Source organism: Stenotrophomonas terrae (genome assembly GCF_039674165.1).
GTDB classification, from domain to species: domain Bacteria; phylum Pseudomonadota; class Gammaproteobacteria; order Xanthomonadales; family Xanthomonadaceae; genus Stenotrophomonas; species Stenotrophomonas terrae_A.
Genome location: NZ_JBDJMY010000001.1, coordinates 139,784 through 164,994 on the forward strand (window position 1 = coordinate 139,784; position 25,211 = coordinate 164,994).

At 62.3% G+C, this 25,211-nt stretch carries 20 protein-coding genes; 14 read left to right on the plus strand and 6 right to left on the minus strand.

The genetic code is table 11. The features are described 5' to 3' along the window. Positions 1-299 precede the first annotated feature (299 nt). The 6 genes from ABE493_RS00595 to ABE493_RS00620 all read left to right on the plus strand — a co-directional run bounded on the left by ABE493_RS00595 (position 300) and on the right by ABE493_RS00620 (position 6,922). Complete coding sequence (locus ABE493_RS00595) at positions 300-1,259, plus strand: ligase-associated DNA damage response exonuclease (protein ID WP_430980684.1); 960 nt, start codon at positions 300-302, stop codon at positions 1,257-1,259. Then, positions 1,259-2,863, plus strand: coding sequence for an ATP-dependent DNA ligase (locus ABE493_RS00600; protein ID WP_346496262.1), 1,605 nt, complete (start codon positions 1,259-1,261; stop codon positions 2,861-2,863). The genes ABE493_RS00595 and ABE493_RS00600 overlap by 1 nt, the downstream gene beginning before the upstream one ends. Next, positions 2,860-5,352 carry a ligase-associated DNA damage response DEXH box helicase gene (locus tag ABE493_RS00605; protein WP_430980682.1) on the plus strand — a complete coding sequence of 831 codons (2,493 nt, stop codon included), beginning with the start codon at positions 2,860-2,862 and terminating at the stop codon, positions 5,350-5,352. Before ABE493_RS00600 ends, ABE493_RS00605 begins: the two co-directional genes overlap by 4 nt. After that, complete coding sequence (pdeM, locus tag ABE493_RS00610) at positions 5,345-5,983, plus strand: ligase-associated DNA damage response endonuclease PdeM (protein ID WP_346496264.1); 639 nt, start codon at positions 5,345-5,347, stop codon at positions 5,981-5,983. Before ABE493_RS00605 ends, pdeM begins: the two co-directional genes overlap by 8 nt. A gap of 220 nt (positions 5,984-6,203) precedes the next feature. Further along, complete coding sequence (locus tag ABE493_RS00615) at positions 6,204-6,452, plus strand: hypothetical protein (RefSeq protein ID WP_346496266.1); 249 nt, start codon at positions 6,204-6,206, stop codon at positions 6,450-6,452. Between the two features lie 188 nt (positions 6,453-6,640). Then, a complete protein-coding gene (locus tag ABE493_RS00620; RefSeq protein ID WP_346496267.1) occupies positions 6,641-6,922 on the plus strand; it encodes a DUF3247 family protein in 282 nt (93 codons plus the stop codon). A gap of 449 nt (positions 6,923-7,371) precedes the next feature. Here ABE493_RS00620 and ABE493_RS00625 read toward each other — a convergent pair whose 3' ends face one another. Then, complete coding sequence (locus ABE493_RS00625) at positions 7,372-8,001, minus strand: DNA-3-methyladenine glycosylase (protein WP_346496268.1); 630 nt, start codon at positions 7,999-8,001, stop codon at positions 7,372-7,374. 118 nt (positions 8,002-8,119) lie between these two features. Continuing rightward, a complete protein-coding gene (locus ABE493_RS00630; RefSeq protein ID WP_346496270.1) occupies positions 8,120-10,765 on the minus strand; it encodes a bifunctional diguanylate cyclase/phosphodiesterase in 2,646 nt (881 codons plus the stop codon). Positions 10,766-11,348: 583 nt separating this feature from the next. Here ABE493_RS00630 and ABE493_RS00635 point away from each other — a divergent pair. The 3 genes from ABE493_RS00635 to ABE493_RS00645 all read left to right on the plus strand — a co-directional run bounded on the left by ABE493_RS00635 (position 11,349) and on the right by ABE493_RS00645 (position 14,338). Continuing rightward, positions 11,349-11,531, plus strand: coding sequence for a hypothetical protein (locus tag ABE493_RS00635; protein ID WP_346496272.1), 183 nt, complete (start codon positions 11,349-11,351; stop codon positions 11,529-11,531). After that, on the plus strand, positions 11,528-14,056 hold the full coding sequence (gene ligD / locus ABE493_RS00640; protein WP_346496274.1) for a DNA ligase D: 2,529 nt from the start codon (positions 11,528-11,530) through the stop codon (positions 14,054-14,056). The genes ABE493_RS00635 and ligD overlap by 4 nt, the downstream gene beginning before the upstream one ends. 90 nt (positions 14,057-14,146) lie before the next feature. After that, positions 14,147-14,338, plus strand: a complete 192-nt coding sequence (locus ABE493_RS00645) for a hypothetical protein (protein WP_346496276.1) — start codon at positions 14,147-14,149, stop codon at positions 14,336-14,338. A 286-nt stretch (positions 14,339-14,624) separates the two neighbouring features. Here ABE493_RS00645 and ABE493_RS00650 read toward each other — a convergent pair whose 3' ends face one another. From ABE493_RS00650 to msuE, 3 genes are all read right to left on the minus strand, one after another. Further along, positions 14,625-15,665, minus strand: coding sequence for a methionine synthase (locus ABE493_RS00650; RefSeq protein WP_346496278.1), 1,041 nt, complete (start codon positions 15,663-15,665; stop codon positions 14,625-14,627). 29 nt (positions 15,666-15,694) lie between these two features. Next, positions 15,695-16,678, minus strand: a complete 984-nt coding sequence (locus ABE493_RS00655) for a DUF1852 domain-containing protein (RefSeq protein WP_346496280.1) — start codon at positions 16,676-16,678, stop codon at positions 15,695-15,697. A gap of 79 nt (positions 16,679-16,757) precedes the next feature. Beyond that, complete coding sequence (gene msuE / locus ABE493_RS00660) at positions 16,758-17,345, minus strand: FMN reductase (RefSeq protein WP_346496282.1); 588 nt, start codon at positions 17,343-17,345, stop codon at positions 16,758-16,760. 128 nt (positions 17,346-17,473) lie between these two features. On the opposite strand from msuE, the gene ABE493_RS00665 reads away from it, so the two are divergent. The 5 genes from ABE493_RS00665 (at position 17,474) to ABE493_RS00685 (ending at position 21,609) form a co-directional block, all read left to right on the plus strand. Continuing rightward, positions 17,474-18,394 carry a LysR family transcriptional regulator gene (locus ABE493_RS00665; protein ID WP_346496284.1) on the plus strand — a complete coding sequence of 307 codons (921 nt, stop codon included), beginning with the start codon at positions 17,474-17,476 and terminating at the stop codon, positions 18,392-18,394. A gap of 232 nt (positions 18,395-18,626) precedes the next feature. Continuing rightward, positions 18,627-19,484 carry a methylenetetrahydrofolate reductase gene (locus ABE493_RS00670; RefSeq protein ID WP_346496455.1) on the plus strand — a complete coding sequence of 286 codons (858 nt, stop codon included), beginning with the start codon at positions 18,627-18,629 and terminating at the stop codon, positions 19,482-19,484. A gap of 157 nt (positions 19,485-19,641) precedes the next feature. Continuing rightward, positions 19,642-20,037 (plus strand): DUF4124 domain-containing protein, encoded by a 396-nt coding sequence (locus ABE493_RS00675; RefSeq protein ID WP_346496286.1) that lies wholly within the window; start codon positions 19,642-19,644, stop codon positions 20,035-20,037. Positions 20,038-20,341: 304 nt separating this feature from the next. After that, complete coding sequence (locus ABE493_RS00680) at positions 20,342-21,142, plus strand: hypothetical protein (RefSeq protein ID WP_346496288.1); 801 nt, start codon at positions 20,342-20,344, stop codon at positions 21,140-21,142. Positions 21,143-21,144: 2 nt separating this feature from the next. Then, complete coding sequence (locus tag ABE493_RS00685; RefSeq protein WP_346496290.1) at positions 21,145-21,609, plus strand: hypothetical protein; 465 nt, start codon at positions 21,145-21,147, stop codon at positions 21,607-21,609. A 327-nt stretch (positions 21,610-21,936) separates the two neighbouring features. Here ABE493_RS00685 and ABE493_RS00690 read toward each other — a convergent pair whose 3' ends face one another. Continuing rightward, a complete protein-coding gene (locus ABE493_RS00690; protein WP_430980685.1) occupies positions 21,937-25,203 on the minus strand; it encodes an ATP-binding protein in 3,267 nt (1,088 codons plus the stop codon). Between the last annotated feature and the right edge of the window lie 8 nt (positions 25,204-25,211).

Sequence of the window (25,211 nt, forward strand, 5' to 3'; positions counted from 1 at the left end):
GCTCGCGCGTCGGAGGTTGTTCTCATCATTCCGCTGCCAGTAGCCGCTCCATTCGCGCATGACGATGGGGCAGTTTTCGTCGATGAAGCGAGATGGGCGGGTACGAAGTGAAAGCCGGGGCAACAGAAACGTCTTGTCAGGCCTAGTTGTAGAGGATCGCGAAAGCAATGTGGTGCCCATGTGATTGGCTGGAAACCGGGCGTCATGAGGCCTTACGACCTGTGTGGCACAGTGGGCCCAGCTCAATCGTAGGAACGCGCGTGACCAACGGCGATCTCATCGTACTGAGGCCGGAAGGCATGTATTGCCCGGCAGGCGACTTCTACATCGATCCTTCCAGGCCGGTGGCGTGCGCGGTAATCACGCATGGTCATGGCGATCACATGCGCGCGGGCATGGGCTGTTATCACCTGAGCGAAACCACCATGCCAATCCTGGAATGGCGGCTGGGCACGCAGCCTTGCGTCTGCCACGCCTATGGTGAGCCTTTCAGGCTGGGCGCTGCCACGGTGTCATTGCATCCGGCCGGGCATGTGCTGGGCTCGGCACAGGTACGGATCGAGGTGGACGGGCAGGTGTGGGTGGCGTCGGGTGACTACAAACGCCAGCCGGATCCTACCTGTGTGCCATTTGAACCGGTGCGCTGCGACACGTTCATCACCGAATGCACCTTCGGCCTGCCGGTCTATCGCTGGCCCGACACCCCGTCGGTGGTGGCCGAGATTGCCGCCTGGCGGGATGAGTGTGGCGCGCAGGGAGAAGCCGCGATTCTGTATTGCTACGCACTGGGCAAGGCGCAGCGGGTGCTTGCCGAACTATTGGCCTTGGGTGAAACCGCGCCGGTATGGCTGCACGGCGCGGTGGACAACGGAGTGCAGGTCTACCGCGGAGCCGGTATCCCCATGATTGAAACGCAACGCGTCGCCGATGAAGCGCGGGGCGCGGACTTTGCCGGGCGCCTGATCATCGCGCCACCGTCGGCTGCTGGCAGTAGTTGGCTGCGGCGCTTCCGGCGCGCCCAGCAGGGCTTCGCCTCGGGCTGGATGCAACTGCGCGGCAACCGCCGCCGTGGCAATTACGATCGCGGCTTTGTGCTGTCCGATCATGCCGACTGGCCTGCGCTGCTGCAGACCGTCCGGCAATCCGGCGCGCAACGCGTGATTGCCACCCATGGCAACACCGATGCACTGGTACGCACGCTCAACGAGGATGGGCTGAACGCCACCACTTTTGCCCTGCTGCGGGGCGAGGAGGACTGATGCGTGCGTTCGCTGCCCTGTACCAGCGGCTGGACCGCAGCACTTCCCTGCTTGAAAAGCGGGCTGCCTTGGTCGACTACTTCCGCCACGCTCCTGCCGAAGACGCGGCCTGGGCGCTATGGCTGCTCATCGGCGGAAAGGTGGGCGGTGCCAAGGCACGCATCGCAAGCAGCGGCGAGCTGCGCCAATGGGTCGCACAGGAGAGCGGATTGCCGGACTGGCTTGTGGAGGCCAGCTACGACCAGGTAGGTGACCTGGCCGAAACACTGGCCCTGCTGTTGGATGACCCGTCGGCTGCAGCAGCGGACATGGGGCTTGGGCAATGGATCCAGCAGCGTTTGTTGCCCGTGGCCAATGCCGCGCCCGAGCAGCGTCGCGCGGTGATCATCGATGCCTGGCGGCAACTGCCGATGCACGAGCGTTTTGTGTTCAACAAATTGTTGACCGGGGCGCTGCGCGTAGGCGTATCGCAGGGCCTGGTGCAGCAGGCCTTGGCTGAGTTGTCAGGGCTGGACCTGTCGCTGCTTGCGCAGCGCATGCTCGGCTTCAAATCGCCCACGCCCGGCTTCATGCAGACACTGCTGGCACAGGGGCCGCAGCCGGGGGATACCGCCTTGCCGTATCCCTTCTTCCTGGCATCAGCGTTGGAAGGCGAGCCTGCCGCGTTGGGCGTGATCGACGACTGGCTGCTGGAATGGAAGTGGGACGGCATCCGTGTGCAGCTGATCCGCCGTGGCGATGAGATCGCGCTGTGGTCGCGCGGTGAGGAACGCATGGACGGGCGCTTCCCCGAAATCGAGGCCGAGCTGGCCCGGCTCGGCCATGATGCCGTCATTGACGGCGAACTGCTGGCCTGGCGTGGCGACGAGGACAAACCGCTGCCGTTCACCGCCTTGCAGACGCGCATACAGCGGCGCAAGCCCGGGCCGAAGGTGTTGGCGCAGACGCCGGTGCGGGTGCTGGCCTACGACCTGCTGGAGCTGGATGGCCAGGATCTGCGCGAACTGGACCTGCATCAGCGCCGCCAGCGCCTGACCACGCTGCTGGACGCCCACGACTCGCCACTGCTGCGGCTGTCAACGCAGATCCAGGTGCAGGATTGGGCGACTGCCGCACAGCTGCGCAGTGAGGCGCGTGAGCGCGGCGTCGAAGGCTTCATGCTCAAACGGCAGCACTCCCCGTATCGGCACGGTCGCAAGCGTGGCGACTGGTGGAAATGGAAAGTCGATCCGCTCACCATCGATGCGGTAATGCTCTACGCGCAGAGTGGTCACGGCCGGCGCAGCACCTTGTATACCGACTACACGTTTGGCGTCTGGGACGGCGACAAGCTGGTGCCTGTCGCCAAGGCCTATTCCGGGTTGGACGACAAAGAAATCGCCGAGCTCGATCGCTGGATCCGCGCCCACACCACCGAGCGCTTCGGCCCGGTGCGGGCAGTGGAACCGCTGCAGGTGTTCGAGTTGGGTTTCGAGGCGGTCAACCTCTCGGCGCGGCACAAGTCAGGGGTGGCGGTGCGCTTTCCGCGCATCCTGCGCTGGCGCCGCGACAAAAGCGCCAGTGAAGCCGATGTGCTGGAAACCCTGCGCAAGGTGGCGCAGTGAGTGCCGGCCGTATTGTCGGGCATACGCGTTTTGAACAACCACTGACGCAGTGGTTTGCGGCGCGTGGATGGAAGCCTGCCCCGTTCCAGCGGGAAGTCTGGCGGCGTTACCGCGATGGACAGTCCGGGCTGCTGGTGACGCCCACTGGCAGTGGCAAGACCCTGGCGATGATCGGTGGGCCGCTGCTGCAGGCATTGGCGGAGCTGCCGGCTGGGGACAAGGAGAGCAGGCCCAGCAAACGCCGCAGTTCGGCGACCGCGCACGTGCGGGTGTTGTGGATCACGCCCTTGCGCGCGCTTGCCAGCGACACCGTGCGCGCCCTGCGCGAGCCCATCGAAGGACTGGGCCTGCCATGGACGGTAGCGATGCGTACCGGCGACGCCAGCGCCCGCGACAAACGCCTGGCCCGTCAAGGCAAGGCGGACTTGTTGGTGATCACTCCCGAGTCACTGGCGCTGCTGTTGAGCTACCCCGACACGCAGGCACAATTGGCGTGGCTGCAGGCCATCGTCGTCGACGAATGGCATGCATTGCTGGACAACAAGCGCGGCGTCCTGCTGCAGTTGTGCCTGGCGCGGCTGCGCGGATGGCAACCTGCCGCGCGTATCTGGGGGTTGTCGGCGACGCTGGGAAACCTGGAGCAGGCGCGGCAGGTATTGCTCCCGCATCTGGACGATGCCGCGCTGATCCGAGCGGCCGCACCACGCAGTCTGCACATGAAGACCCTGCTGCCCCGCGACGGCGAGCGTTTCCCTTGGGCCGGCCACCTTGGTCTGTCACAGATGCAGGCGGTGGTCGAACAGATCGCGCAGGCGCGCACGACCCTGCTGTTCACCAATACCCGCGCCCAGGCCGAGCTGTGGTACGAAGCGCTGCAAGCGGTATGGCTGGACGACGCGGAGGCGCTGGCTTTGCATCACGGCTCGCTGGATCCAACCCTGCGACGGCAGGTGGAACAAGGCCTGCGGGAAGAACGCATCCGCTGCGTGGTGGCCACCTCCAGCCTGGACCTTGGTGTTGATTTTCCAAGTGTGGATCAGGTCATCCAGCTGGGTAGCCCGAAGGGCATGGCGCGCTTGCTGCAACGTGCGGGGCGGTCCCGGCACCGCCCGGGCGAGGCCGGGCACATCATCTGCGTACCTACGCATGCGTTGGAACTGGCCGAGTTCGCGGCAGCGCGGCAGGCGCTGCGCGCAGGCCAGGTGGAATCCCGGCGGCCACTGCGCTTGTCACTGGATGTGCTTGCCCAGCATTGCGTGACCCTGGCTCTGGCCGGCGGTTTCGAACCGGATCAGCTGCTGGCGGAGGTGCGCCTCACGCATGCGTTTGCCGAGCTCTCATTGCATGACTGGACGCAGGTGCTGCAGTTCATCACCCAGGGCGGCAATGCCTTGCAGCATTACCCTGAATTCTGCCGCGTCACCCGCGATGCGGCCGGCATCCTTGCAGTCAGCGACCGTCGCGTGGCGTTTCGTCATCGGCTGTCGATCGGCACCATCACCAGCGACGGTGCGGTGCTGGTACGCATGGCGCGGGGTGGGGCGCTGGGCAGCGTCGAGGAAAGCTTTGTGTCGCGTCTGCGGCCGGGCGATGTATTCCAGTTCGCCGGACGCAGCCTGCGCCTGCTGCGCTTGCAGGACATGACGGCCTACGTGCGGCCAGCCAAACAGGGCAGCGGCGTGGTGCCGCGATGGCAGGGCGGGCGGATGCCGATGTCGACGGATCTGGCCGCGCATGTGGCCGAGGTACTTGCCAATCCTCCGGCTACTCCCGAACTTCGAGCGCTGCGCCCGCTGCTGGCATTGCAGTCCAAGCTGTCCGCCGTGCCGGGCCAGGATCAATTGCTGGCGGAGTGGGTCAAGACACGGGACGGCTGGCATCTGTTCCTGTATCCGTTTGCCGGCCGCGCCGTGCACGAAGGCCTGGCAGCGGTGCTTTCGCTGCGCTGGAGCCGGCACGTCGCCACCAGTTTCGCTTTCTCGGTGAACGACTACGGGTTGGCGGTAACGGCAACATCGGCCTTGCAACTGGACGAGCAGAGCCTTGCCGCCATGTTGTCCCCGGATGCGCTGCTGCAGGACCTGCAGGCGGCGGTCAACATGAGCGAACTGGCACGGCGACAGTTCCGCGAGATCGCGCGGGTGGCCGGGTTGCTGCCGCCGTCGCTGCCCGGCCGCGCATTGCGCAGCCTCCGCCAACTGCAGGCATCAAGCAGCCTGTTCTATGACGTGCTGCGCCAATACGATCCCGGGCATATGCTGCTGCATCAGGCCGAACGCGAGGTGCTGGAGCAACGCTTGGACGTGGCCACTCTGCAGCGTGTTCTGCACGATTGCGCCGGCCGCCAGTTGCTGCTCACACGGCCGCGTACGCTGACGCCGCTGTCGTTTCCCCTCTGGGCCGAGTCCAGGCGGGGCAGCTTGAGCAGCGAGGACTGGAAACAGCGGGTGCAACGGGCGGCACAACAGCTGGAGCAACGCCATGGCTGAAAGCCTGCAGATGCTGCTTGCCGGTGAGCCGATTACGCTGCTGGCGGACCGGGCGCTCTATTGGCCAGCCCGGCGCAGGCTGATCATCGCCGATCTGCATCTGGGCAAGGGCGCGGTGATGCGTCGTGCAGGAATCGCGGTGCCCAGTGGTGGCACGCGCAGCGACCTGGCGCGTCTGGCTGCGTTGCTGGACATGACCGGGGCCGCTTCCCTGTGGATTCTGGGTGACTTCCTGCACGGTGCGCGCTCAACCGCCAGCGATGCCGCGTGGCAGGCGTTCCGCCAGGCGCATGGGCAGGTTGCCGTGGGGGTGGTTCCCGGCAACCACGATCGGGCGCTGGATGCCGACGCGGCCGGGGCGCAGTTGATCGCAGACGGCACGCTTGAGGGTCCTTTTGAATTTCGCCACGCGCCGGAGGATGCCGAGGGCAGCTCAACGCATGTGCTTTGCGGGCATCTGCACCCGGTATTGAAGTTGCCTGGGCTGCCGGCGCACCCGCTGTTCTGGAGCGGCGAGCGGCGCATGGTGCTGCCGGCGTTCTCCGCGTTCACCGGTGGTCTGCGGGTGGACTACCGCCAGGCGCGCGGCAGTGTGCTTTGCAACGGGCGGGATCTGCTGCGGCTTGCGTGACGGTGCACATCCTCGGCGACGCGGCCTGCTCCAATGCCACTCACGGCTTCAAGCCGTGATCGCTCGGCTGAATTGGGCAGGACGCCGTCGCCGGAACTTCGGCCGTCATCACAAAATAAGCGTTTTCCTATCGGTTTTTGCCTGATCTTCACATCGTCGATCCTATATACGTTCAGCCGGAAGGCGGGGGGCAATATCAGGAGACTAGGCTGTGAAAAGCATGAAACTCTATCTGGAAGGGCCCGGGCGAGAGAGACGTCCAGTGAAGGTCGTTTCGACAGAGCAAAAAAGCTTCAGAACCGTGTTGGAAATACCGGGAAGACGCCTGGCAGGTACCGGGACTGACCGCATGGTCGAGGTAAATACCTTGATGGATGAAGAGGGAAACCTTGCACAGCAGATCGATTGCGAGGGCTTCAGATACAGGTTCCACGGATCTGAATTGCCTTGGTCGTTGATCGTCGGTTGATTGGGGCGGGCCCCGCACGGGGGCCCGCTTTTCCTGGCCAGGAGAATGCAGCTGCAGCTGCCGCCCACAAGGCTTGGAGATGTGTCAGCCAAGCGTGAAGGATTCGGCCAGGGTTCTGCCCGCGTTTTTATTCCGGGTTAGCAGGTGCACCGGTAAGGTTGCCCGATAGTCGAACAGAGGATGCCCCGATGGCCAGGACAGCACCGCGCGTTCATACCGCCCAGGCGGAGATAGAACATCTCAAGGCTCTGCAACTGGCACTGGATGCCGAGCTTATCGTCGAGCTGCGCATGAAGGATGGGCGGGTGTTGAAGGGCACCGTGGCCGAGCGGCCTGCCGTGCAGCAGTTCCGTGGCCCTGACGAGCAGGAAGGCACCAACGGCCAGGTTCCTCTCGATGTGCCAGGTGAGGGCGTGCAGTTGCTGTGGCTGGATGAAATTGCCGACTTCACCCGTTTGGGTAGCAATTGACGCAGCTCGGTGAATCAGCCGCTTGAGGCGTGTTGGGAGAGGCGCTGCTTACCTTGAAGGTAAACGGGTGTATCGGCATTCGTAAGAACAATTGCTGTAATCGTCGCAGATGCTTGCCTGCGCCAACGCTGCGACCGCTGCCGGAAGCCGTGCTGCCGTAGCGTGTGCAGTGCATGTGCGGCCGAATCCGACCTTGCTGGAGAGTATTCCAGCGCCAGCCCGATCAGAGGGCCTGGATGAGGGTTGCCAACGCCGCGCCAAGCGCAAAGCACAACAGGGCGGTCGTTCGTGGCAGGTTCCGGGCGGCGATCATGGCGTGGGCTCCGTTCGGGTCTAGGGTCATCTTGCTGGGCTCGGCGTTAAGCGCCCGTCCCCGTTGGCATGCAGGTTGCCGATGAACCTTCACACTCCCCGCGTTGCGCTCCAAGAAGCAGCGCAGTGAAAGCCAATCAAGGCACGCGCTGACGTCTCGCCGACACCGGAGCCTTCGATACACAGGGATTGCCTGCGACGCTCCAACGCCACGGTGTATCGACCGCCTTGCTTATTCCGACCCTGGGGCCAACCAGCGGGCTGTCGGGTGGCGAAGTGCCATCGCATGCAATGACGATGCCCCGGTCGCCCAGCACCAGGTCCGCGCCATCGAAATCCCGATTCAAACCGAAAGCCTGCGACAACTTGCCGGGGCCGCTGGCCAGATCGATTGGCCGCTTTGCGGCGCTGCGTGCCGCATACATCAGCTGCAGATTCTGCAGCGGCTCGGCGGCCCGAAGCAGCACGCCGACACCTTCGCCAACCTCACCGCAGACGGCGTTGCTGCCCCAATGCATGCCGTAGGTGAAATAGACATACAGGTGCCCAGGTGGGCCGAACATGCTTGCGTTGCGCGCGGTCTTTCCGCGAAACGAGTGGGCGGCCGGATCTTCGCTGCCGGCATAGGCCTCAACTTCCACAATCCGGGCACAACGGCCGTCGCCGCGCAGCAGAAGCTTGTTGAGCAGCTCCGGCGCGACCAGGGCAGGGTGGCGGCGGTAGAAATCACGCGGCAATACCTGCAGGTCCTTGTTCACGAACTCCACGTTGACGCACCTTCTGCCGCCGGCTGTCTGCCAAGCTTACGACAGGGTGCGTGACGCAGAGAGGACATGGGGTGTGTTGCTGCCTGCGCGGCGGTGCACACGATGCAGATCCAAGCCGTCAGCGTTGGAACTGCACCCGCTCCGGGCGATGCAGGCCGAAGCCCTGCGCGTAGTCCACGCCCAACGAACGCGCGGCTTCGCATAGATGGTCGGTGCTGACACCTTCGGCAACTACCTTTAGACCGCGCTGATGACCGATCTTGGCAATGGCGCTGATGATGGTGTGGCTGATCGGGTCGGTATCGAGGTCAACGATGAAACTGCGGTCGATCTTGATCAGGTCCAGCGGTAGATTCTTGAGATAGCCGAAAGACGACATGCCGGCACCGAAATCATCCAGAGCGATGCTGCAGCCGGCAGAGCGCAGGCGTTCGACTATGCTCACCACCTTGAGCAGGTTGCGGACCGCGACGGTTTCGGTGATCTCAAAACACAGCATCTGCGGCGGTACGCCGTGCTCCTTCATGCAGGCAAGGATGAAGTCGGCCAGGCCATCGTCTTCGATGCTGGCGCCTGACAGGTTGATCGCACAGGTACCGAGCGTCTGCGCAGTGGGGTGCAGACGGGTGAAGTTCGACAACGCTTTGTGGATCACCCAACGGTCGATGGCCGGCATCAGCCCATAGCGCTCGGCTGCAGGCAGGAAAGCACCCGGCAGTACGATGCTGCCGTCTTCATCGCGCAGACGCAGCAGCAGTTCGATATTGGTGGCGGTATCTTCGCCCGTAAGCGAAACGATCTCCTGGTAGTCAAGCAGCAGGCGATCCTGTTCCATGGCCCAGCGCAACCGGTTGACCCACTCCATCTCGCCCTGGCGACGGCTGGTTTCGTCGTCCAGACGATAGACATGCACGCGGTTGCGCCCGTTCTCCTTGGCCATGTAACAGGCGGTGTCGGCCCAGGCCAACAGGTCCTTGAGGGTGGGCACCTGCTGGTCAATCGCTACCATGCCGATGCTGCAACTCACTTTGTAGCTGCGTCCCTGCCAGGAAAACATCAGCGATTCGATGCCCCGGCGCAGACGCTCGGCCAGTTCCAAGGCCCCATCCGCGTTGCCATGGAACGTAAGCAGGCCAAACTCGTCGCCGCCCAGACGTGCCAGCACATCACCGCTGCGCAGCTGCTGGTGCATGGTCAGTGCGAGCTGCTCCAGGAGCTGGTCACCGGCCATATGCCCGGAGACATCGTTGATCAGCTTGAACTGGTCGAGGTCGATGTACAGCAACGCCCAGAAACCGCTGGCTGCCCAACTGGACCAATCCCTCAGCACCTCCTGTACACGGCGCTCGAACTCGCGGCGGTTGTACAGCCCGGTCAGCGCATCGTGCGCGGCCTGGTAGCTCAGGCGGTCGGTCAGCTCGCGCTGTTCGGAGTTGTCGGTTGCCACCATCAACAGGTGCGGCGCGCCATCCACGTCGACCTCGGCAATGGATGCGTTCGCCCAGAAGCTGGCGCCATCAGCACCGCGCAGCTCGGCCTCAAGCTGGTTCCAGCCACTGCGGATGTCCGCCGCATCGCGGGTGCGCGCCTGCAAGTGCTGGTCAAGGAACAGTGCAGACAGCTGCACGCCGGTGGGGTCGCCCAGACGGAGCCGCGCAGCCTGGTTGGCGTAGACGATCTTCCAGTCGCGCGCGTCGGCCAGCAGCACCAGCGCTGGCAGGAGTTCGTTCAGGGCGCGGAAACGCAGCTCGCTCTCGCGGTAGCGGGCGCTCATCTGCGCCCCCAGGGCCAGCGCCTTGCGACGGGTCATCGCCAATGACCACAGCAGTGCCGACAGCAGCAGGCTGATGATGGTCCCGGCGATGACGATGGTGTACAGCCGGCTGAGGTCCATGGGCTGTGGGCGGGGCTGCATCTCAAGCAGCCAGCGCCTGCCGCCGAAGTCCAGCTGGCGCTGCTGCGCGGGCAGACTGACGGCGGCCTCGGTGCCGGAGTCATAGAACGGGGTGGCCAGTGCATCGGTATCGCGGATACGCACCCGGAAGCCCTCCAGCACTGGCGGTTCCAACGCGCTTTCGATCAGTGGCTGCAGGCGGATGCCGATGGCCAATGCCCCGATCTCGCGTGCCCGCCGGTCGCTGGCTGAGCCAGGGGTTGCACCGTTGGAGTACACCGGCAGGCGCAGCGTGACGCCCAGCGGGCTTTGCCCTGCCGCCGTGCTCTGGCGCAGGGCGAATGGCGCTGAAACGGTGACGGTGTCCGTGTCCCGTGCGCGTACCAGCGCCGCAAGATTGGCCGGTTGAGTGACCATGTCGAAGCCCAGCAGGCTGGTGTTGCTCTGGTAGGGCGCTACCAGCTCATAGCGATAGGCAGCATTGCCTGTCTGCGGTCGGTCCACCGCTGTGCGTCGTGCAAAGGCCATGGAGGTATAGGCCCCGCTGCCATCGTACAAACGCGAGTAGTACTGGCTGAAGCCTGCCTGGTCCATTTTGTCGTTGGCCAGGAACAGCGTCTGCATCGCACGCAGGATGGAGGCCGCGCGTTCCAGCGGTACCTGTAGTTGCGCAATGCCGGTGTCGGCCAGCGTTCTGCGCGCTTGCGCCGCCTCATGCCGCAGGTCCGACCATTCGCGATGGGCGATGACCGCCGTGCAGGCCAGGCCAAGCAACAGGCCAGCCACGGCCCACGCAAGCGGCGACAGGCCACTACGGCGGGCAGGGCGCCCCGGCGCGGTTTCTTCGAAATCTGGCTGGATGAAATTCACTTGCCCGTTCGGTTCCTGCGCAATGGATGGGCGGTGGGATGTGATGCCGGGGGAACATGCAGCCTGCCTTGCAAGGGCAGGCCAGAGAACCTGGTCGAACGACGCAGCAACTACCGTGATGGAGCTCCCCGCCCCTTGCAAGCCGAGTAGAGGTATCGGCATGCCGTGGCTGTTCTTGATGGAGAGTTGATCATGGCTTGCCAGCCGTGACGCGGACGAAATGGTTGGATGGCGGGAATACGGTAGCGGAATTTCCGTTGGCCCACAGCCCACAGCCCACAGGCGCGGCAGCGCTTGTATTGGGCAACAGCGCAGAGCAGTGGGCGGTGCGCACAAGATCGGCCGGACAACCTGTCACCGGTGGGCAATGCTCCGCCCCTTGGGCACTTACCGTCTTCTGGCCGAACCGCAGGCCGCTTTACAGCCTTGGCCACCGCTGCGTGACTCTCCCAAACGGGCCGGGCGAGACACGGATTTCACGCCGCCATAGCCAGTCCTAGACCTTGCGATGACATTCAATGCGTAGATTGGCCGTTGAAGCAGCCATGCGCCGGCCTGGATCCGATGCCGTCAGGAGCACCCCATGAGTGAGGACAAGAACAAACCGGGCGTACCCGAGCGTGTCCGCATCAACCGCGAGCAATCCTGCCAGCGCCGGACCAACGCACCAGACGACGTTGCGCCCCAGCAACAAGCCGCCGCGCGGGCCTTGGGATTCGCGCTGCCGCGTTGCAGCGCCGCCTGCATGGACAGGACACTGGCATGAGCCTGGTCGACTACCGCCGCAAACGCAGCTTCGAGAAAACGCGTGAACCCGAACCCGGCAAGCCGGTCGCCCAGGGACAGCGTGCGATCTTCGTCGTGCAGCTGCATCACGCCAGCCGCCGGCACTATGACTTCCGCCTGCAGGTCGGCGACACGCTGAAGAGCTGGGCGGTGCCGAAGGGGCCAAGTTATGACCCTGCGGTAAAGCGCATGGCGGTGGAGGTGGAAGATCACCCGGTGGATTACGCGGACTTTGAAGGCGACATTCCCAAAGGTCAGTACGGCGGCGGGCACGTTGCACAGTTCGATCACGGCGTCTGGGCAACCGAGGGCGACCCGCGGGCTCAACTCGCCAAAGGACATCTGCGTTTCGAGTTGTTCGGCAAGAAATTGAAAGGGGGTTGGCATCTGGTGCGATCGGGCAAGCCTGCGCGGCAGCCACAATGGCTGTTGTTCAAGGACCGGGATGCCTTCGCCGGTTCCCTGGAGGCCGATGATCTGCTGGCGGATGTGGCTTCTGCACCAGAAAGCGACAAGCGACGCGCGGGCAGTGGCAAGAGCGGCAAGAAGCGATTGGCGACCGTGCCTTCGAAGCCGGGTCGCCGCAAGGACTGGGCCGAACAGGCGCTGGCGTTGAGCGGGGCTCGCAAGGGCAGGGTGCCGACGGGGGCATTTCAACCGCAGTTGGCAAAACTGGGCCAGGCCCCGCCCGAGGGCGAGCAGTGGCTGCACGAAATCAAATGGGACGGTTATCGCATCCTGGTCACGGTTGCCGACGGCAGCGTACGCCTATGGTCGCGCAATGCGCTGGAATGGACAGCCAAACTCCCCGACATCGCTGAGGCCGTGGAAACACTGCAGCTGAAATCGGCTGCGCTCGATGGTGAACTCATTGCGGGCAACGGTACCAAGGAGGACTTCAACCTGCTGCAAGCCACGCTCTCCGGCGAGCGGCAGGGGCGGCTTTCACTGGTGCTGTTTGATGTGCTGCACCTGGATGGAATCGACGTCGCCAACGCACCGCTGCATGAGCGCAAGACGCTGTTGCAGAAGCTGCTGAACGGCGCCCCGCCACAACTTGCCTTCAGCTCGCACGTGCAAGCCGATGGTGAGGCGGCATTCCGGGTTGCGGCAGAACAGCACTTTGAAGGTGTGATCTCCAAGCGGCTGGACCGTCCGTACCATGCAGGCCGCAGCGATGACTGGCGCAAGACCAAGCAACTGGCGTCGGACGAATTCGCGGTTGTGGGCTATACCGCTCCCAAGGGCGCGCGCACCGGCTTCGGCTCGCTGCTGTTGGCAACCCCCGACGCGCAGCATGGCTGGCGCTATGCCGGCAGGGTTGGCACCGGTTTCGATGAGGCAATGCTGCGGCAACTGACGCGCAGGCTCCGCGGCGGCAGCAATACGCCTACCGCCCATGTTGGCACCACCGAGACCGACCTGCGCACGGCGAAATGGTTTGCTCCCCGTTTCGTGGTCGAGGTGTTCTACCGCGGCAAAGGCGGCCAGACCCTGCTGCGGCAACCTTCACTCAAATCCTTGAGGCTGGACAAGAACGTGGACGATCTTCGCGACAGCGACAGCGCTGCAACGCCTAAAAAGAAAGCTGCTGCAGCAAAGCGCGGCAAGCCTGCATCAAAAAAAACGAGCGAAGCACTGCCGGTGCTTTCCAGCCCAAGTAAGCTGCTGTTTCCCGCCGACCGCATCAGCAAACAGGACGTATGGAACTACTACCTGGCCGTCGCCGATCATCTGTTGCCGGAAATTGTTGGCCGTCCTCTATCGGTGATCCGCTGTCCGGCGGGCATCGAGCGCCCTTGTTTCTTCCAGAAGCACATGACCGCTGGCCTGGAGCGGGTATCCACCGTAAAGCTCAAGGAGGAGTCAGGCGCGCAAGCTGATTACCTGGTGGTCGACGATCTCGCAGCGTTGATGGAACTTGTGCAGTTCAACGCTCTGGAGTTCCATCCATGGGGGGCGAAGGCTGACACGCCCGATATCGCTGACCGGGTGGTGTTCGATCTGGACCCCGGGCCCGATGTACCGTTCGCGGAAGTCAAACGTGCAGCGACGGATATCCGCAAGCTGTTGGCAAAGCTGGAGCTCGAGTCTTTCCTGCGCGTGTCCGGCGGCAAGGGCCTGCATGTTGTGGTGCCGCTGTCGCCCGGCTGCGACTGGGATCTGACCAAACGCTTCGCCCGTGGCTTCGCCGATGCGCTGGCGCAGTCCGAACCAGATCGCTTCCTCGCCACGGCGACAAAAAGCCGCCGCAACCGCCGCATCTTTGTCGATTACCTGCGCAACGGGCGCGGCGCCACCGCCGTTGCGTCCTACTCGATGCGCGGGCGCCCCGGTGCGCCGGTGGCATTGCCGCTGGCGTGGAGCGAGCTTGCAAAGCTGCACAGGGCCGATGCATTCACCATCAAGGACGTCCCTGCAAAACTCAAGCGGCGCAGGAAGGATCCCTGGGCGGGCATGGACGCGCTCAAGCAGAATCTTTCACGTTGGGCCAAGGATGCGTAGACCGTCAGCCGTTGATGCACTCGGCTGCAGCCAAGCCCTTCCGTTAACCGTAAGCAGCAGAATCAACCGCTTTCAATCGAGGATCCCACGATGACCAACCATAAACCCACCGCCACCCCGAGCAAGGAAAAATCCCGCGCCGACGGAACGCCCGGCACGGATGCGGCTCGCGAGCAGGACCTGAAGGAACAGCGCGACCAGCAAAAGCAGGAAGAGAAGCTGCGGCAATCCGATCAGATCGACAAGGGACCTTCGGCGTGCAATCCGGACGGCCTCCGGTAAGCGATTCCGCGGGTTTCGATGTGCGAGCCGCAGGTGGGCCTGATAAATGCGCCGCTTGAGCTGGAGAGCAGCCCGGGTTGGCTGGCCGCGTGTAGGCCAGTCAAGCACAGCCTATGATCCCGCGAATGAGGCACTCCGGCGCCTGCGCGGCGCGGGTAGATGTCCTGATGAAATGTCCAAAGAATGAGGCCGACCTGCTTCATTGACGGAAGCCGGTCAGCTTCATTGGTTCGGTGCTGGCTGAAACCGCGCACTTTCAGTTCACCACTTCCAAAGCGGAAACAGGTTATGCGCTGGTACCAGACATCAGCTCGCGCCGGACTATCTCCGCTCCAGCGTTGAGAGCCTGCAGCTTGCCTCTGGCAACCGAACGCGCCAGCGGTGCCATGCCGCAGTTGGTGGAAGGGTAGAGCTTGTCCGCATCGACAAACCGCAGCGCCTTGCGCAGCGTGTCGGCCACTTGCTCCGGGGTTTCGATGATGTCACTTGCCACATCAATCGCGCCTACCATCACCTTCTTGCCACGCACCAGTTCGATCAGATCTATGGGCACATGTGAGTTCTGGCATTCCAGCGAGATGATATCGATATTGGACTGCTGCAATTTCGGGAATGACTCTTCGTACTGGCGCCATTCCGAACCCAGCGTCTTCTTCCAATCGGTATTGGCCTTGATGCCATAGCCGTAGCAGATATGCACTGCGGTTTCGCACTTGAGCCCTTCAATCGCGCGTTCCAGGGCGGCAACACCCCAATCATTCACTTCATCGAAGAAGACATTGAAGGCAGGCTCGTCGAACTGGATGATGTCCACGCCGACGGCCTCCAGTTCCCTGGCCTCCTGGTTGAGGATTTTGGCGAACTCCCAGGCCAGGTTTTCCCGGCTCTTGTAGTGCGCGTCATGCAGCGTGTCGATCATCGTCATTGGGCCGGGCAGGGCCCATTTGATCGGCTGTGTGGTCTGCTGCCGCAGGAACCTGGCGTCCTCGACGAATACCGGCTTCTGTCGGCTGACTGCGCCGACGACGGTTGGCACGCTGGCGTCATAGCGGTTGCGGATACGCACCGTCTCGCGTTTTTCGAAATCAACGCCATCAAGATGCTCGATGAAGGTTGTGACGAAATGCTGGCGGGTCTGCTCGCCATCGCTGACGATGTCGATGCCTGCCTGCAGCTGTTCGTGCAACGAAAGCCGCAGCGCGTCCTGCTTGCCTTCAATCAACTCCTCGTCCTGCAGCTTCCAGGGTGACCAGAGTTTCTCGGGTTGGGCGAGCCAGGACGGCTTGGGCAAGCTGCCGGCGGTTGAGGTGGGCAACAGTTTTTTCATGATGGGTGGGTTCTTGTTCCGGGTGGTGATCAGAGCGCGCAGTTCGCGGCCCACTGCTCAAGCGTCTGGCGGTAGGGCTTGATGAAGTTTTCCTCCGTGAACCTGCCTTGCTTGACGGCCAGTTGACTGCGTTCCTCGCGGTCATAGACGATCTTGGTCAGGGAGTAATCGTGGTGCTTCAGGCTGGGCTGATACACGCGCCCGGCAGGCGAATTGGCGTTGTAGATCTCGGGGCGGTAGATCTTCTGGAAGGTCTCCATCGTGCTGACGGTGCCGATCAGTTCCAGGTCCGTATAGTCGCCGAGCAGGTCACTGAAGAAGTAGAACGCCAGCGGCGCAACCCCGTTCGGCGGCAGGAAGAAGCGCACCTGCATGCCCATCTTCGCGAAGTAGTGATCGGTCGAGGAGAGCTCGTTCTGCAGGTATTCAACGCCGAGTGCCGGGTGCTGGTTTGCGGTGCGCTGGTAGACCTTGCTGCTGGATGCGCTGATGCAGATCACCGGCGGCTTGCCGAAGTTCGCCTTGTAAGCATCGGAGCCCACGAAGTATTTGAACAGCTTGCCGTGCAGGTCGCCGAAGTCCTCCGGCGTGCCGAACACCGCCCGGCTGTTGTTGTACGCCGGCAACAGCACGCTGAAATCGTAATCACGTACGTAGGAGGAGAAATTGTTCCCGGCAATGCCGTCGATGCGCGCGCCGGTCCTGCTGTCGATGATGCTTGTCTTCAGTATCTCGATCAGCGGGAAGACCGCTGCCGCATCATCTACGCCCATCTCCACCTCGACGGAGATGATCTCCAGCGCGACGGCATAGCGATCCCCGCTCGGGTTGTCCCAGTCGGCCAGGCTGTTGAAGCGATTGTCGATCATCTTCAACGTGTTGCGCAGGTTTTCCTGCCGGCTACTGCCTCTGGCCAGGTTGGCAAAGTTTGTGGTGAGGCGTGTGCTGTCCGATGGCTGGTAGTTTTCATCGAAGCTGATGCGCTTGATGCTGAATTCAAGGTTCTCGTTCATTGCGGCCCGTTGGCGTAGGTTCTGCGGATGGAGTTCGGCACGGCGTCGTGCTGTTTCGGCGCGGTGGGGATGTGGTTTCTCAGGCGGCGGCTACTTTCCCGGCTGTGCTCATGCCCGCATGGCGGGACAGCTGAAGTACCGGCAGGGCCCGTTCAACTGCCAACTTGGCGCGCTGGATCAGTTCAACGTTGTGCAGGCCCTGGCCCGCGAAGTCGCGGTCGGTTGCGTAGACGCCCAGCGGCAAGGTGCGGGCCTGGAAGAAACTGAACAGTGGCCGCAGTTGATGGTCGATCATCAAAGCGTGCCGATCGCTGCCGCCGGTGGCCGCCAACAGCACCGGCGTGTCGACCAAGGCGTCCTGGTCGACGAAATCAAAGAAGTGCTTGAACAGCCCCGTGTACGAGCCGCGGTAGACCGGTGTGGCTACCACCAGCACGTCAGCCAGCTCGACTGCAGACAGGGCTGCTTCCACGGGGCCGGGCAGTTGGGAACGCCTGACCGCGCCGGCGAGGTGGGGAGCGAGTTGGCCGAGCTCGAGCAGATGCTGTTCGCATGGCACCTCGGCGGCGATCAGGTCAGACAGATACTCAGCCAGCACCGCAGCCTTGGATGGCTGCTGCAGCCCGCCGGAGACCGCGATGACGCGTAGTGGAAGTGGATGGGTCATGTTCGCCTTCGTGGGAGCGGGTGCACCGGTAGACCGACCAGAGCCGATGCCGAAGGTCGATCCTAGTCAGCGCATTCGATGAGGTAAAATGGTATTAATTCACGAATCAATGAGTGGAATTCATACATATGCTTGAGCGCATCCACCTCAGCATCGTCCAGCAGGTCGAAAGGCAAGGCTCCCTGACGGCCGCTGCCGGCGTGTTGAACCTGACCCAGTCGGCGTTGAGTCACAGCATCCGGAAGCTGGAGCAACAGCTGGGCACGGATATCTGGTTGCGCGAAGGTCGGAGCCTGCGCCTCACCCAGGCCGGCCAATACCTGCTGGCGGTGGCAAACCGGGTGTTGCCGCAGCTGGATCTGGCCGAGGAGCGCCTGGGCCAGTTCGCGCAGGGCGAGCGCGGCGCGCTGCGCATCGGCATGGAATGCCACCCCTGCTATCAGTGGCTGCTCAAGGTGGTGTCGCCTTATCTGACCGCATGGCCGGACGTGGATGTGGACGTCAGGCAGAAGTTCCAGTTCGGCGGGATAGGGGCACTATTCGGCTACGAGATCGACCTGCTGGTCACGCCCGATCCCCTGTTCAAGCCAGGCCTGAAGTTCGAGCCCGTGTTCGACTACGAGCAGGTGCTGGTGGTGGCCAAGGATCATCCGCTCGCATCGGCCGCTTATGTGAAGCCACAGCAGCTGACCCGCGAGACCCTGATCAGCTACCCCGTGGACATCGAGCGCCTGGACATCTACAGCCAGTTCCTGCTGCCTGCAGGTGTCACGCCAAGGCGGCACAAGGCCATTGAGACCACCGACATCATGGTGCAGATGGTGGCCAGTGGCCGTGGTGTGGCCGCGCTGCCGCGTTGGTTGGTTGAGGAGTACGCAAGCCGGATGGCGGTGGTGCCGGTGCGGCTGGGTGCGCGCGGCATCGCCAAGCAGATCTTTCTGGGCGCGCGCGAAGCGGATACCGGCATCGACTATGTGCGGGCATTTTTCGAACTTGCCCGCAACTCGAGCGCCGTGGCGGCAGCCGGTGCCGGGAAGGCAGCCAAGTGATGCGTCATTGCGTTGAATGCCGCTTGTTTGCACCGCAAGGATTGCAAGCCGCCCAACGGAACTTGGATCTACAAAGTGACGAGAAAATCCCACAACTGACCGGCTTACGAAGCACGCAAAACAGCTAACGCCTGCTGCACCATGTTCAATGGCCCCGGCCCACCGATTACGGGGGAGGGCGGGGCGCTCAACTCGTCGTCAAATCACGGTAAGACCCTTGACCCTTTTCGATATGTCCAGCTCCGCCAGTCCGCTCACCGATGCCTACTCACTGGAAGTGAGCGCAAAAGCCATTCCAGCGTTGATCACCGCAGCGCCGCTGATAGCGCCCGGTACAAGCATTTTCATTCCCTATCTTGCGGGGGAAGACGACGCTGCACGGTTGAGCGCTGCCGCAACGGTTCGCGCACTCGGCTTCGAGCCTGTGCCGCATGTTCCGGCGCGCCGGATCGCCTCGCTTGCAGCGCTGGAATCATTCGTGACGCGGGCAGTCATTGAGGCGGGAGTCGAGCGTTGCTTCGTGATTGCCGGCGATTCGTCCAGCCCCAAGGGCAGGTTCCCAGATAGCGCCGCGCTGATTGAAACCGGCGTATTCGAACGTGCCGGTATCAAGCTGATTGGAGTGGGCGGGCATCCGGAAGGCCATCCGGTGATGAGCGAAGCTGCTCGCTGGCAGGTGCTTGCACACAAGTGCCAAAGCATCGAGAGCCGTGGCATGTCGCCCCTGATCGCCACCCAGTTCGGTTTTGATGCCGACGTCGTGTTGACGTGGCTGGAAGCGCTGCGTAAGCGTGGAATCCAGCACCCGGTGCGCGTAGGCGTTCCTGGCCCTGCGAGTGTGGCCGCGCTCGCGCGCTACGCGGCAATGTGCGGCGTCAGCGCAAGCGCATCGGTGTGGTCCAAATACGGCGTTTCGATCGGCAAGCTGCTTGGTGCTGCGGGGCCGGATCTGTTTGTCGATCGCCTCGCCAGCGGCCTGACGGAGGCGCACGGGGAGGTGAGTCTGCATTTCTTCCCGTTCGGAGGCATTGGGCAGACGCTGGAATGGGTGGAGCGTTACCGCGCTCGCAGCCATTTCAGGCAGGCATAAAGCCGACTCGGAGGGGATAGCAGGATGTGTGATCGGATGCCGTCCTCCGGCAGGATGCCGATATGTCCCCTCAAGAATCCGGCTGGGCGCTCCGGTCCGCTACATGGCGCCGGCCACCACGCTATGATTCCGACCAGCGTTCGGCATGGAGCACGGAATGTACCGGGGGATTCTGGGGATTATTCTTTTTCTGCTGGCGGGTTATAGCCACGCACAGCAGGTTTTCAAATGTGTGGACGGCAAAGACGTTTCCTATCAGTCGGATCCGTGTCCAGGCGCTGCCGTGAAATCGTGGGACGCGGCGCCTGTATCCGAGCCATCGAATGCCGAGCAATGGCGAATCTATCGTATGCGGCGGCAGTTGGACCAACGGTACGCGAATGATCGCGGCGCAGCGGCCTCTGCCTCCGGAGGCATGGGCAGCCCCAATCGCTCAAGCGCTTGTGAATCAGCGCGGCGCGGGCGTGCAGCTGCTTATGAAGTCGCAGGGGTTAAACGCGATTTTGCAATGTCCAGCTATTGGGACAACGTGGTTCACAACGCCTGCAAATGAGGGGCAACGGCGAAGCATCCAGCGGATGCGCTTCGTCTTTTCCACTTCCGGATGAAAGCTGGGAAGTGGTGACCTAGTCCACTCTGCAAGAATATTCCTACACTCATAAATGCCGTAATCCCAGCTTGACGGAATGCTGCGCGCAGTACGAAATAGGAACGTCAATCAGAAGCCTGCGTAAGTCAACGAAATATATAAATGACCATCGCCATGCGGCGTAATCATGGCTATATAAATTTCACGTTCTTTATGTCTTGATCCTGTTGCCGGTTCTCTCTTTGCAAGCAGAATGAGTTTGTGCGATATGAAACACAAGAAAGTGAAGCTACTCAATTATTCACTGATGTTGTTGGTCGCGGGTGCAGTAGCCGTTACGATGATAAAAAAGGCTGGAAACTCAGGGGATTCCGCCTCTGAAACAGCTATTGATAGCAATGTTGTGCGGCAGGCTACTGAGTCGACCGGCACGGGAAACGGAGGGGTGGCGCGAATCGAGTCATCAGCTGGAACGACTACGTCGCCAAATTCCAGGGGCCCGGGCTCGTCCAATCCATTTCCTAATATTCCGAGATCACGGGCAGGCTTGAGCCTGGCTGATGATCCCTTTGGTCCTCAGAGTATTGAGGAGCAACAGTGGCTGGACAGACGTGGCTATCCCAATGCCCGGCAATGGGAAATCTACTCCCAGCTCCCCGATGGGTTGCTTCAGGTTGCTGCGGACTCTGGTGATTCAGTAGCGAAAACAATGCTCGATGCTCGCGGGCTTCCTTCAAGAAATGCGACCGACAAGCTTCTCCTATCCGCAGCCAACGGTGATGACTTCGCTCTGTCCTTGCTTTCCGCACGTCTGGCCAGTTTGCCAGGGGAGCAAAACTTGATCGATGCCTATGCGGTCGCCCGTGTATCGGAGATCAGGGGCAACACGTCGGCGGCCATTGGTAGGGAAGCAATGTTCGCTCAATCCTTGACGCCGGATCAGCGAATGAAGGCCGAGGAAAACGCGATGATGCTCGTTTCAAAGTTGAATGCGTTGTACGAGAAGAAGTACGGAGTGAGATATCAGGTCGATGCACGGCCTTTCTCTATAGGGAATAAAGGGATTTGATGATGAAAAAACGGACTTTATTGGCAATTTTAACTCTTTCGGCTGGCGGCCTGCTGGCGGCGGAATGTATCACTCACTCGCTACCACCATTCAAAATCACTGTCACGTTGAATGACGTTGCCAAGGCAGGTAGTCCACTTACAGCATTCTTGCGCAATCTGGATTCTGCAGGCGAGAAACTTGTCGGCAAGTCAACGTGGCGTGAGAGGGCGTTCGTCGGTTATGTAACCGTGGTCCATAAGCGGGTGACGATGACTGGAACCAACATCCAGTACGTCGAGAAGCCTTGCGGCGAAAGCGCTGAGGAGTCCGGCGGAACCGGCGCCATCGCGCAGGCCCCCCCGAGTGGTGGTGGTGGCGGTGGTGGCGCTCCGGGAGGTGGCATCGGAGGTTGGAATCCGCCTGGCGGATGCGTCGGCAATTGCCAGCCTCCCTACGGGGAAGTTGGTGAAATTCAGCAGATGTAAAAGAGTCTGTCGGCCCAATGGATAAAGAGGTTCTCGGAAGCACATAGCGACGGCCGCTGAAGCAGGCGGCCGGACGCCAGTATCCGACCGTGGTAACCCGAGCGTGTCCATGGAGATCACGGCAGGGGCCGTCGGTGATCTCATTGCAGAGGACAATGAGGCAGGAGTGCATCACACCCGGCGACGGACGACCATGGTCACGCGTTTCGATCCGTGCAAGCCGTGCGGTTGTCGACGTTGCAGGCGGTCATTGCTTGGCTCCGCGCAGGCAATGGCATAGCCGCTTTTTTACGTTGCGTACGTAAGCCCAGCCGTATGTTGCTTGCGCTAGCCGCTTACATCATTGAAAAATCCGCGCACGAGTTGCTCCAGCTGCTCCATTGCGGAGACTACGTCAGATCTTCGAGCGCTGACGCTGAGATCGTCCCGATGGAGGTTTTCGCTACCGGTCGGCCGCAGCGTGTCGAGCCCACCCTCGATTCTGTGCAGCAACCGGCGTTGTGCGGCTACGTCTGCCGTCTGGATGAGGAAGTCAAGCTCTGACAGGTCCGCTCGGCAGTTGGACAGTAAGTCCCGGAGGTAAACCGCCAGATTGTTCCGGTCGCGGAAGATCTGCTGCAGATGTGGCAGTGGCGTCGCCTTGGAGGCTCCGTCCATAGCCAGACCGCCAGACGACGGTGCCGCGTGCTCGACGTCGAGATGGCGCGAAAGCATGACAGCCAGGTCGTCCAGCCTTACCGGCTTTGACAGGAAGTCGTCCATGCCTGCTTGCCTGCAGTATTCAAGCTGCTCCGGTTGCGCACTGGCGGAGACGCCCAGGATGACAAGACGTCGCTGGTTGCCTTCATGCTCGCGAATCCGACGCGCCAGATCGTAGCCGTCGAGGCCGGGCATGTGGCAATCGGTGATCAGCACGTCGAAGTGCTGCCTGGACCATAGATCCAGCGCCTCAAGACCGTTCTCGACTATGGAATACGGGTAACCCAGAGCCTCAAGCTGGCGCGCCATGACCACACGATTGTTGGCATGGTCTTCGGCAACCAGGACATGAGCGCGGTGCTGCACGCGCTCTGCGGCTTTGGTGGGGGCAACAACAGGTAGTGGAATGCCGAGCGCTTCCAGGCAGCCCAGCTCCAGGCTGTGATACAGCAGCGGGCCGGTGGGAACCACGACGCCTGCCGAGCTTCTGTAAGGCATCCGATGCGGCGCCCTGTCGTCCACGAACAGGCATGGCGTCGCAGAAGGATGAAGACGCGCAGGCAGGGCAGTGTCGGCAACAAAAAGATCGACACCAGTGATTGGTTCCGCGAAATCTTCCTCATCGATCTGCATCACACGGAAGCCAAGCGCCGATAGCGCATTGGATAGTTCGTCGCTGCGTGCCTCATCGGTACAGGCGAGTGCGACCGTCTTGCCCGCAAGCTGCGACTGGGTGACGCAGTGCTCGGCGACTTCGAGCGCCACCTCGAATGTCGCGTGCGTGCCGCTTCCCGGTGTGCTTTGCAGGCGTATCTCGCCATCCATCATCGAGGCGAGACGGCGGCTGATGCTGAGGCCAAGACCAGTGCCGCCGAAGCGGCGTGCGGTGGAGTCTTCGGCCTGCGTGAATGGCTGGAACAACCGGGCCAGGTTATCTGGCTTGATGCCAATACCAGTGTCGGTGACGTTGAACCGCAACAACTGGCCGCTCGGGGTGGGGCGCCCGATTTCAACATGCAACACTATCGCGCCTTGTTCGGTGAACTTCACCGCATTGCTCATGAGGTTGGACAGGATCTGCCTGATGCGGAACGGGTCGCCATAGAATTCGGCCGCAAGCCGCCAATCCATGATCGAGCGCAGCATGATCCCTTTCGCAGCAGCACGTGCGGCGAACACGCCGACGATACCGTCGAGCAGGTTGCGGACATCGAAGCGAGTGTGCTCGATCTGCATGCGCCCGGCTTCCAGGCGCGAATGATCGAGTATGTCGTCGAGCACTTGCATGAGGGACCGTGCCGATTCCTGGATCATCGCCAGCATGGTGGTCTGGTCGGAGTTGAGGTGGCTGCGCCCAAGAAGTTCGATCAGGGCGAGCACGTCGGCCATTGGAGTTCGTATCTCGTGGCTCATCGCCGCCAGGAACGCGCCCTTGGCTGCAGTCGCCGCTTCGGCCTCGGCCTTGGCCCGGTGCAACGCCTCGGCCTGCTCGTGCAGCGTTGTGGTATCAATCCAGTAGCCCGTCCACTCAGCGCTTCCGTTGCCAATCGGGCGTGGGTGACCGCCTTCCGTACGGAGCCAGCGCCAGCCGTCACTGACGCGCAGGCGGAAGTCGAAGGCAGGCATGGGCTGCAGCGTGCGCCGGGAGATTTCCACATTGTCGGTGACAACCGGCTTATCGTCTGGATGCAACCGTGACAACAGCAGCGGTTCATCGTCAAGCAGACTCTGTACCGGCATGTCGAGCAGCTCCTCGACGGCGCCGCCAGCGTAGGTAAACCTGCGCCTGCCATCGGGGTAGGCGATGATGCGGAAAACCACTGATGGCATGGTCTGCGTAATGTCTGACAGTTGTTGCTCTGACGCGCGAGCGCGCGCTTCGGCGGCGCGGACTTCGGAGATGTCCACGGCGGTACCGAGCAAGGACTTCGTGCCGGTAGGTTCGTCGGAGAATGGCCGCAGCCAGATGATGATGCTGCGCTCACCACCATCGTGCGCGTCGATATACTTCAGCTCACGGCGGGTGCTTCCGCTTTCGCTGACCATCAGGTCCTGATCGGCTTGCATCAGCGCCTTCGCGCTGACGCCATGCAGGTGTTGCGTTTCCTCGATGGTGTGGCCGAGGAGGTCCTGCCTGGAGCAGTGCAGAGTGTCTTCGTACGCGCGGTTGACCGCTAGATACCGCCCGTTCTTGTCCTTCACGAAGACCGGGTAGGGAATGGTTTCCATGAGCTCCTGCTGGAACCGCAGCTGTGCCGCATGGGCACGCTCAGCCGACTGCAGTGCTTTCGACGTACGCCGCAACCGTGCATAGGCGCCCACGATGGAGGCCAGTACCAGAGCGGCTATGACAACGCCTATCAGCACCCACTTCCACGGTGCACCGTAGCGGTACTCTGCGGCGATCCAGCGGCTGCGCATTGCCTGCTTGTCGCCACTGTCCATGTTTCCCAGGACATGGTCGATCAACGGAAGCAACTGCGCGAACTCCGAGCGAACGCCAATGGAGAACTCCTGATCCATGCCCGCCGGACCAATGACGTGCAGATTGCCGACGTAGCGGTTGCGGATCAGTGCATCTATCGCCGGCAAGGTGCCAATGAAAGCGTCCGCAGTGCGCGTGTCAACCGCAGCCAGGCCGGCTTCGTTGCTGGTGGTGGGGTACAGCATGTTCTCGCCGTAGCGCGCACGCAGCCGTGAGTACAGTCCAGACTCCATGCGGAACGCGATCTTTTTCGAATCCAGATCCTTTGGGCCGGCGATGGGTGGGCCGTCAAGCCGGGCAACAATCACTTCGGGGAAGTATTCGTAAGGCTGGGAGAAACCCATCTCGCTGTTCGGGAAATCGTTTGTGGTGCCGGCCGCGATCAGGTCGACTTCATGAGCGCGCACCATTCGCTGCA

Bases quoted from the DNA above. Each gene is read 5' to 3' on its own strand.
- ABE493_RS00595 (WP_430980684.1), top strand. From the start codon at position 300: ATGTATTGCCCGGCAGGCGACTTCTACATCGATCCTTCCAGGCCGGTG.
- ABE493_RS00600 (WP_346496262.1), top strand. From the start codon at position 1,259: ATGCGTGCGTTCGCTGCCCTGTACCAGCGGCTGGACCGCAGCACTTCC.
- pdeM (WP_346496264.1), top strand. From the start codon at position 5,345: ATGGCTGAAAGCCTGCAGATGCTGCTTGCCGGTGAGCCGATTACGCTG.
- ABE493_RS00615 (WP_346496266.1), top strand. From the start codon at position 6,204: ATGAAACTCTATCTGGAAGGGCCCGGGCGAGAGAGACGTCCAGTGAAG.
- ABE493_RS00620 (WP_346496267.1), top strand. From the start codon at position 6,641: ATGGCCAGGACAGCACCGCGCGTTCATACCGCCCAGGCGGAGATAGAA.
- ABE493_RS00635 (WP_346496272.1), top strand. From the start codon at position 11,349: ATGAGTGAGGACAAGAACAAACCGGGCGTACCCGAGCGTGTCCGCATC.
- ligD (WP_346496274.1), top strand. From the start codon at position 11,528: ATGAGCCTGGTCGACTACCGCCGCAAACGCAGCTTCGAGAAAACGCGT.
- ABE493_RS00645 (WP_346496276.1), top strand. From the start codon at position 14,147: ATGACCAACCATAAACCCACCGCCACCCCGAGCAAGGAAAAATCCCGC.
- ABE493_RS00650 (WP_346496278.1), bottom strand. From the start codon at position 15,665: ATGAAAAAACTGTTGCCCACCTCAACCGCCGGCAGCTTGCCCAAGCCG.
- ABE493_RS00655 (WP_346496280.1), bottom strand. From the start codon at position 16,678: ATGAACGAGAACCTTGAATTCAGCATCAAGCGCATCAGCTTCGATGAA.
- msuE (WP_346496282.1), bottom strand. From the start codon at position 17,345: ATGACCCATCCACTTCCACTACGCGTCATCGCGGTCTCCGGCGGGCTG.
- ABE493_RS00665 (WP_346496284.1), top strand. From the start codon at position 17,474: ATGCTTGAGCGCATCCACCTCAGCATCGTCCAGCAGGTCGAAAGGCAA.
- ABE493_RS00670 (WP_346496455.1), top strand. From the start codon at position 18,627: ATGTCCAGCTCCGCCAGTCCGCTCACCGATGCCTACTCACTGGAAGTG.
- ABE493_RS00675 (WP_346496286.1), top strand. From the start codon at position 19,642: ATGTACCGGGGGATTCTGGGGATTATTCTTTTTCTGCTGGCGGGTTAT.
- ABE493_RS00680 (WP_346496288.1), top strand. From the start codon at position 20,342: ATGAAACACAAGAAAGTGAAGCTACTCAATTATTCACTGATGTTGTTG.
- ABE493_RS00685 (WP_346496290.1), top strand. From the start codon at position 21,145: ATGAAAAAACGGACTTTATTGGCAATTTTAACTCTTTCGGCTGGCGGC.
- ABE493_RS00690 (WP_430980685.1), bottom strand. From the start codon at position 25,203: ATGGTGCGCGCTCATGAAGTCGACCTGATCGCGGCCGGCACCACAAAC.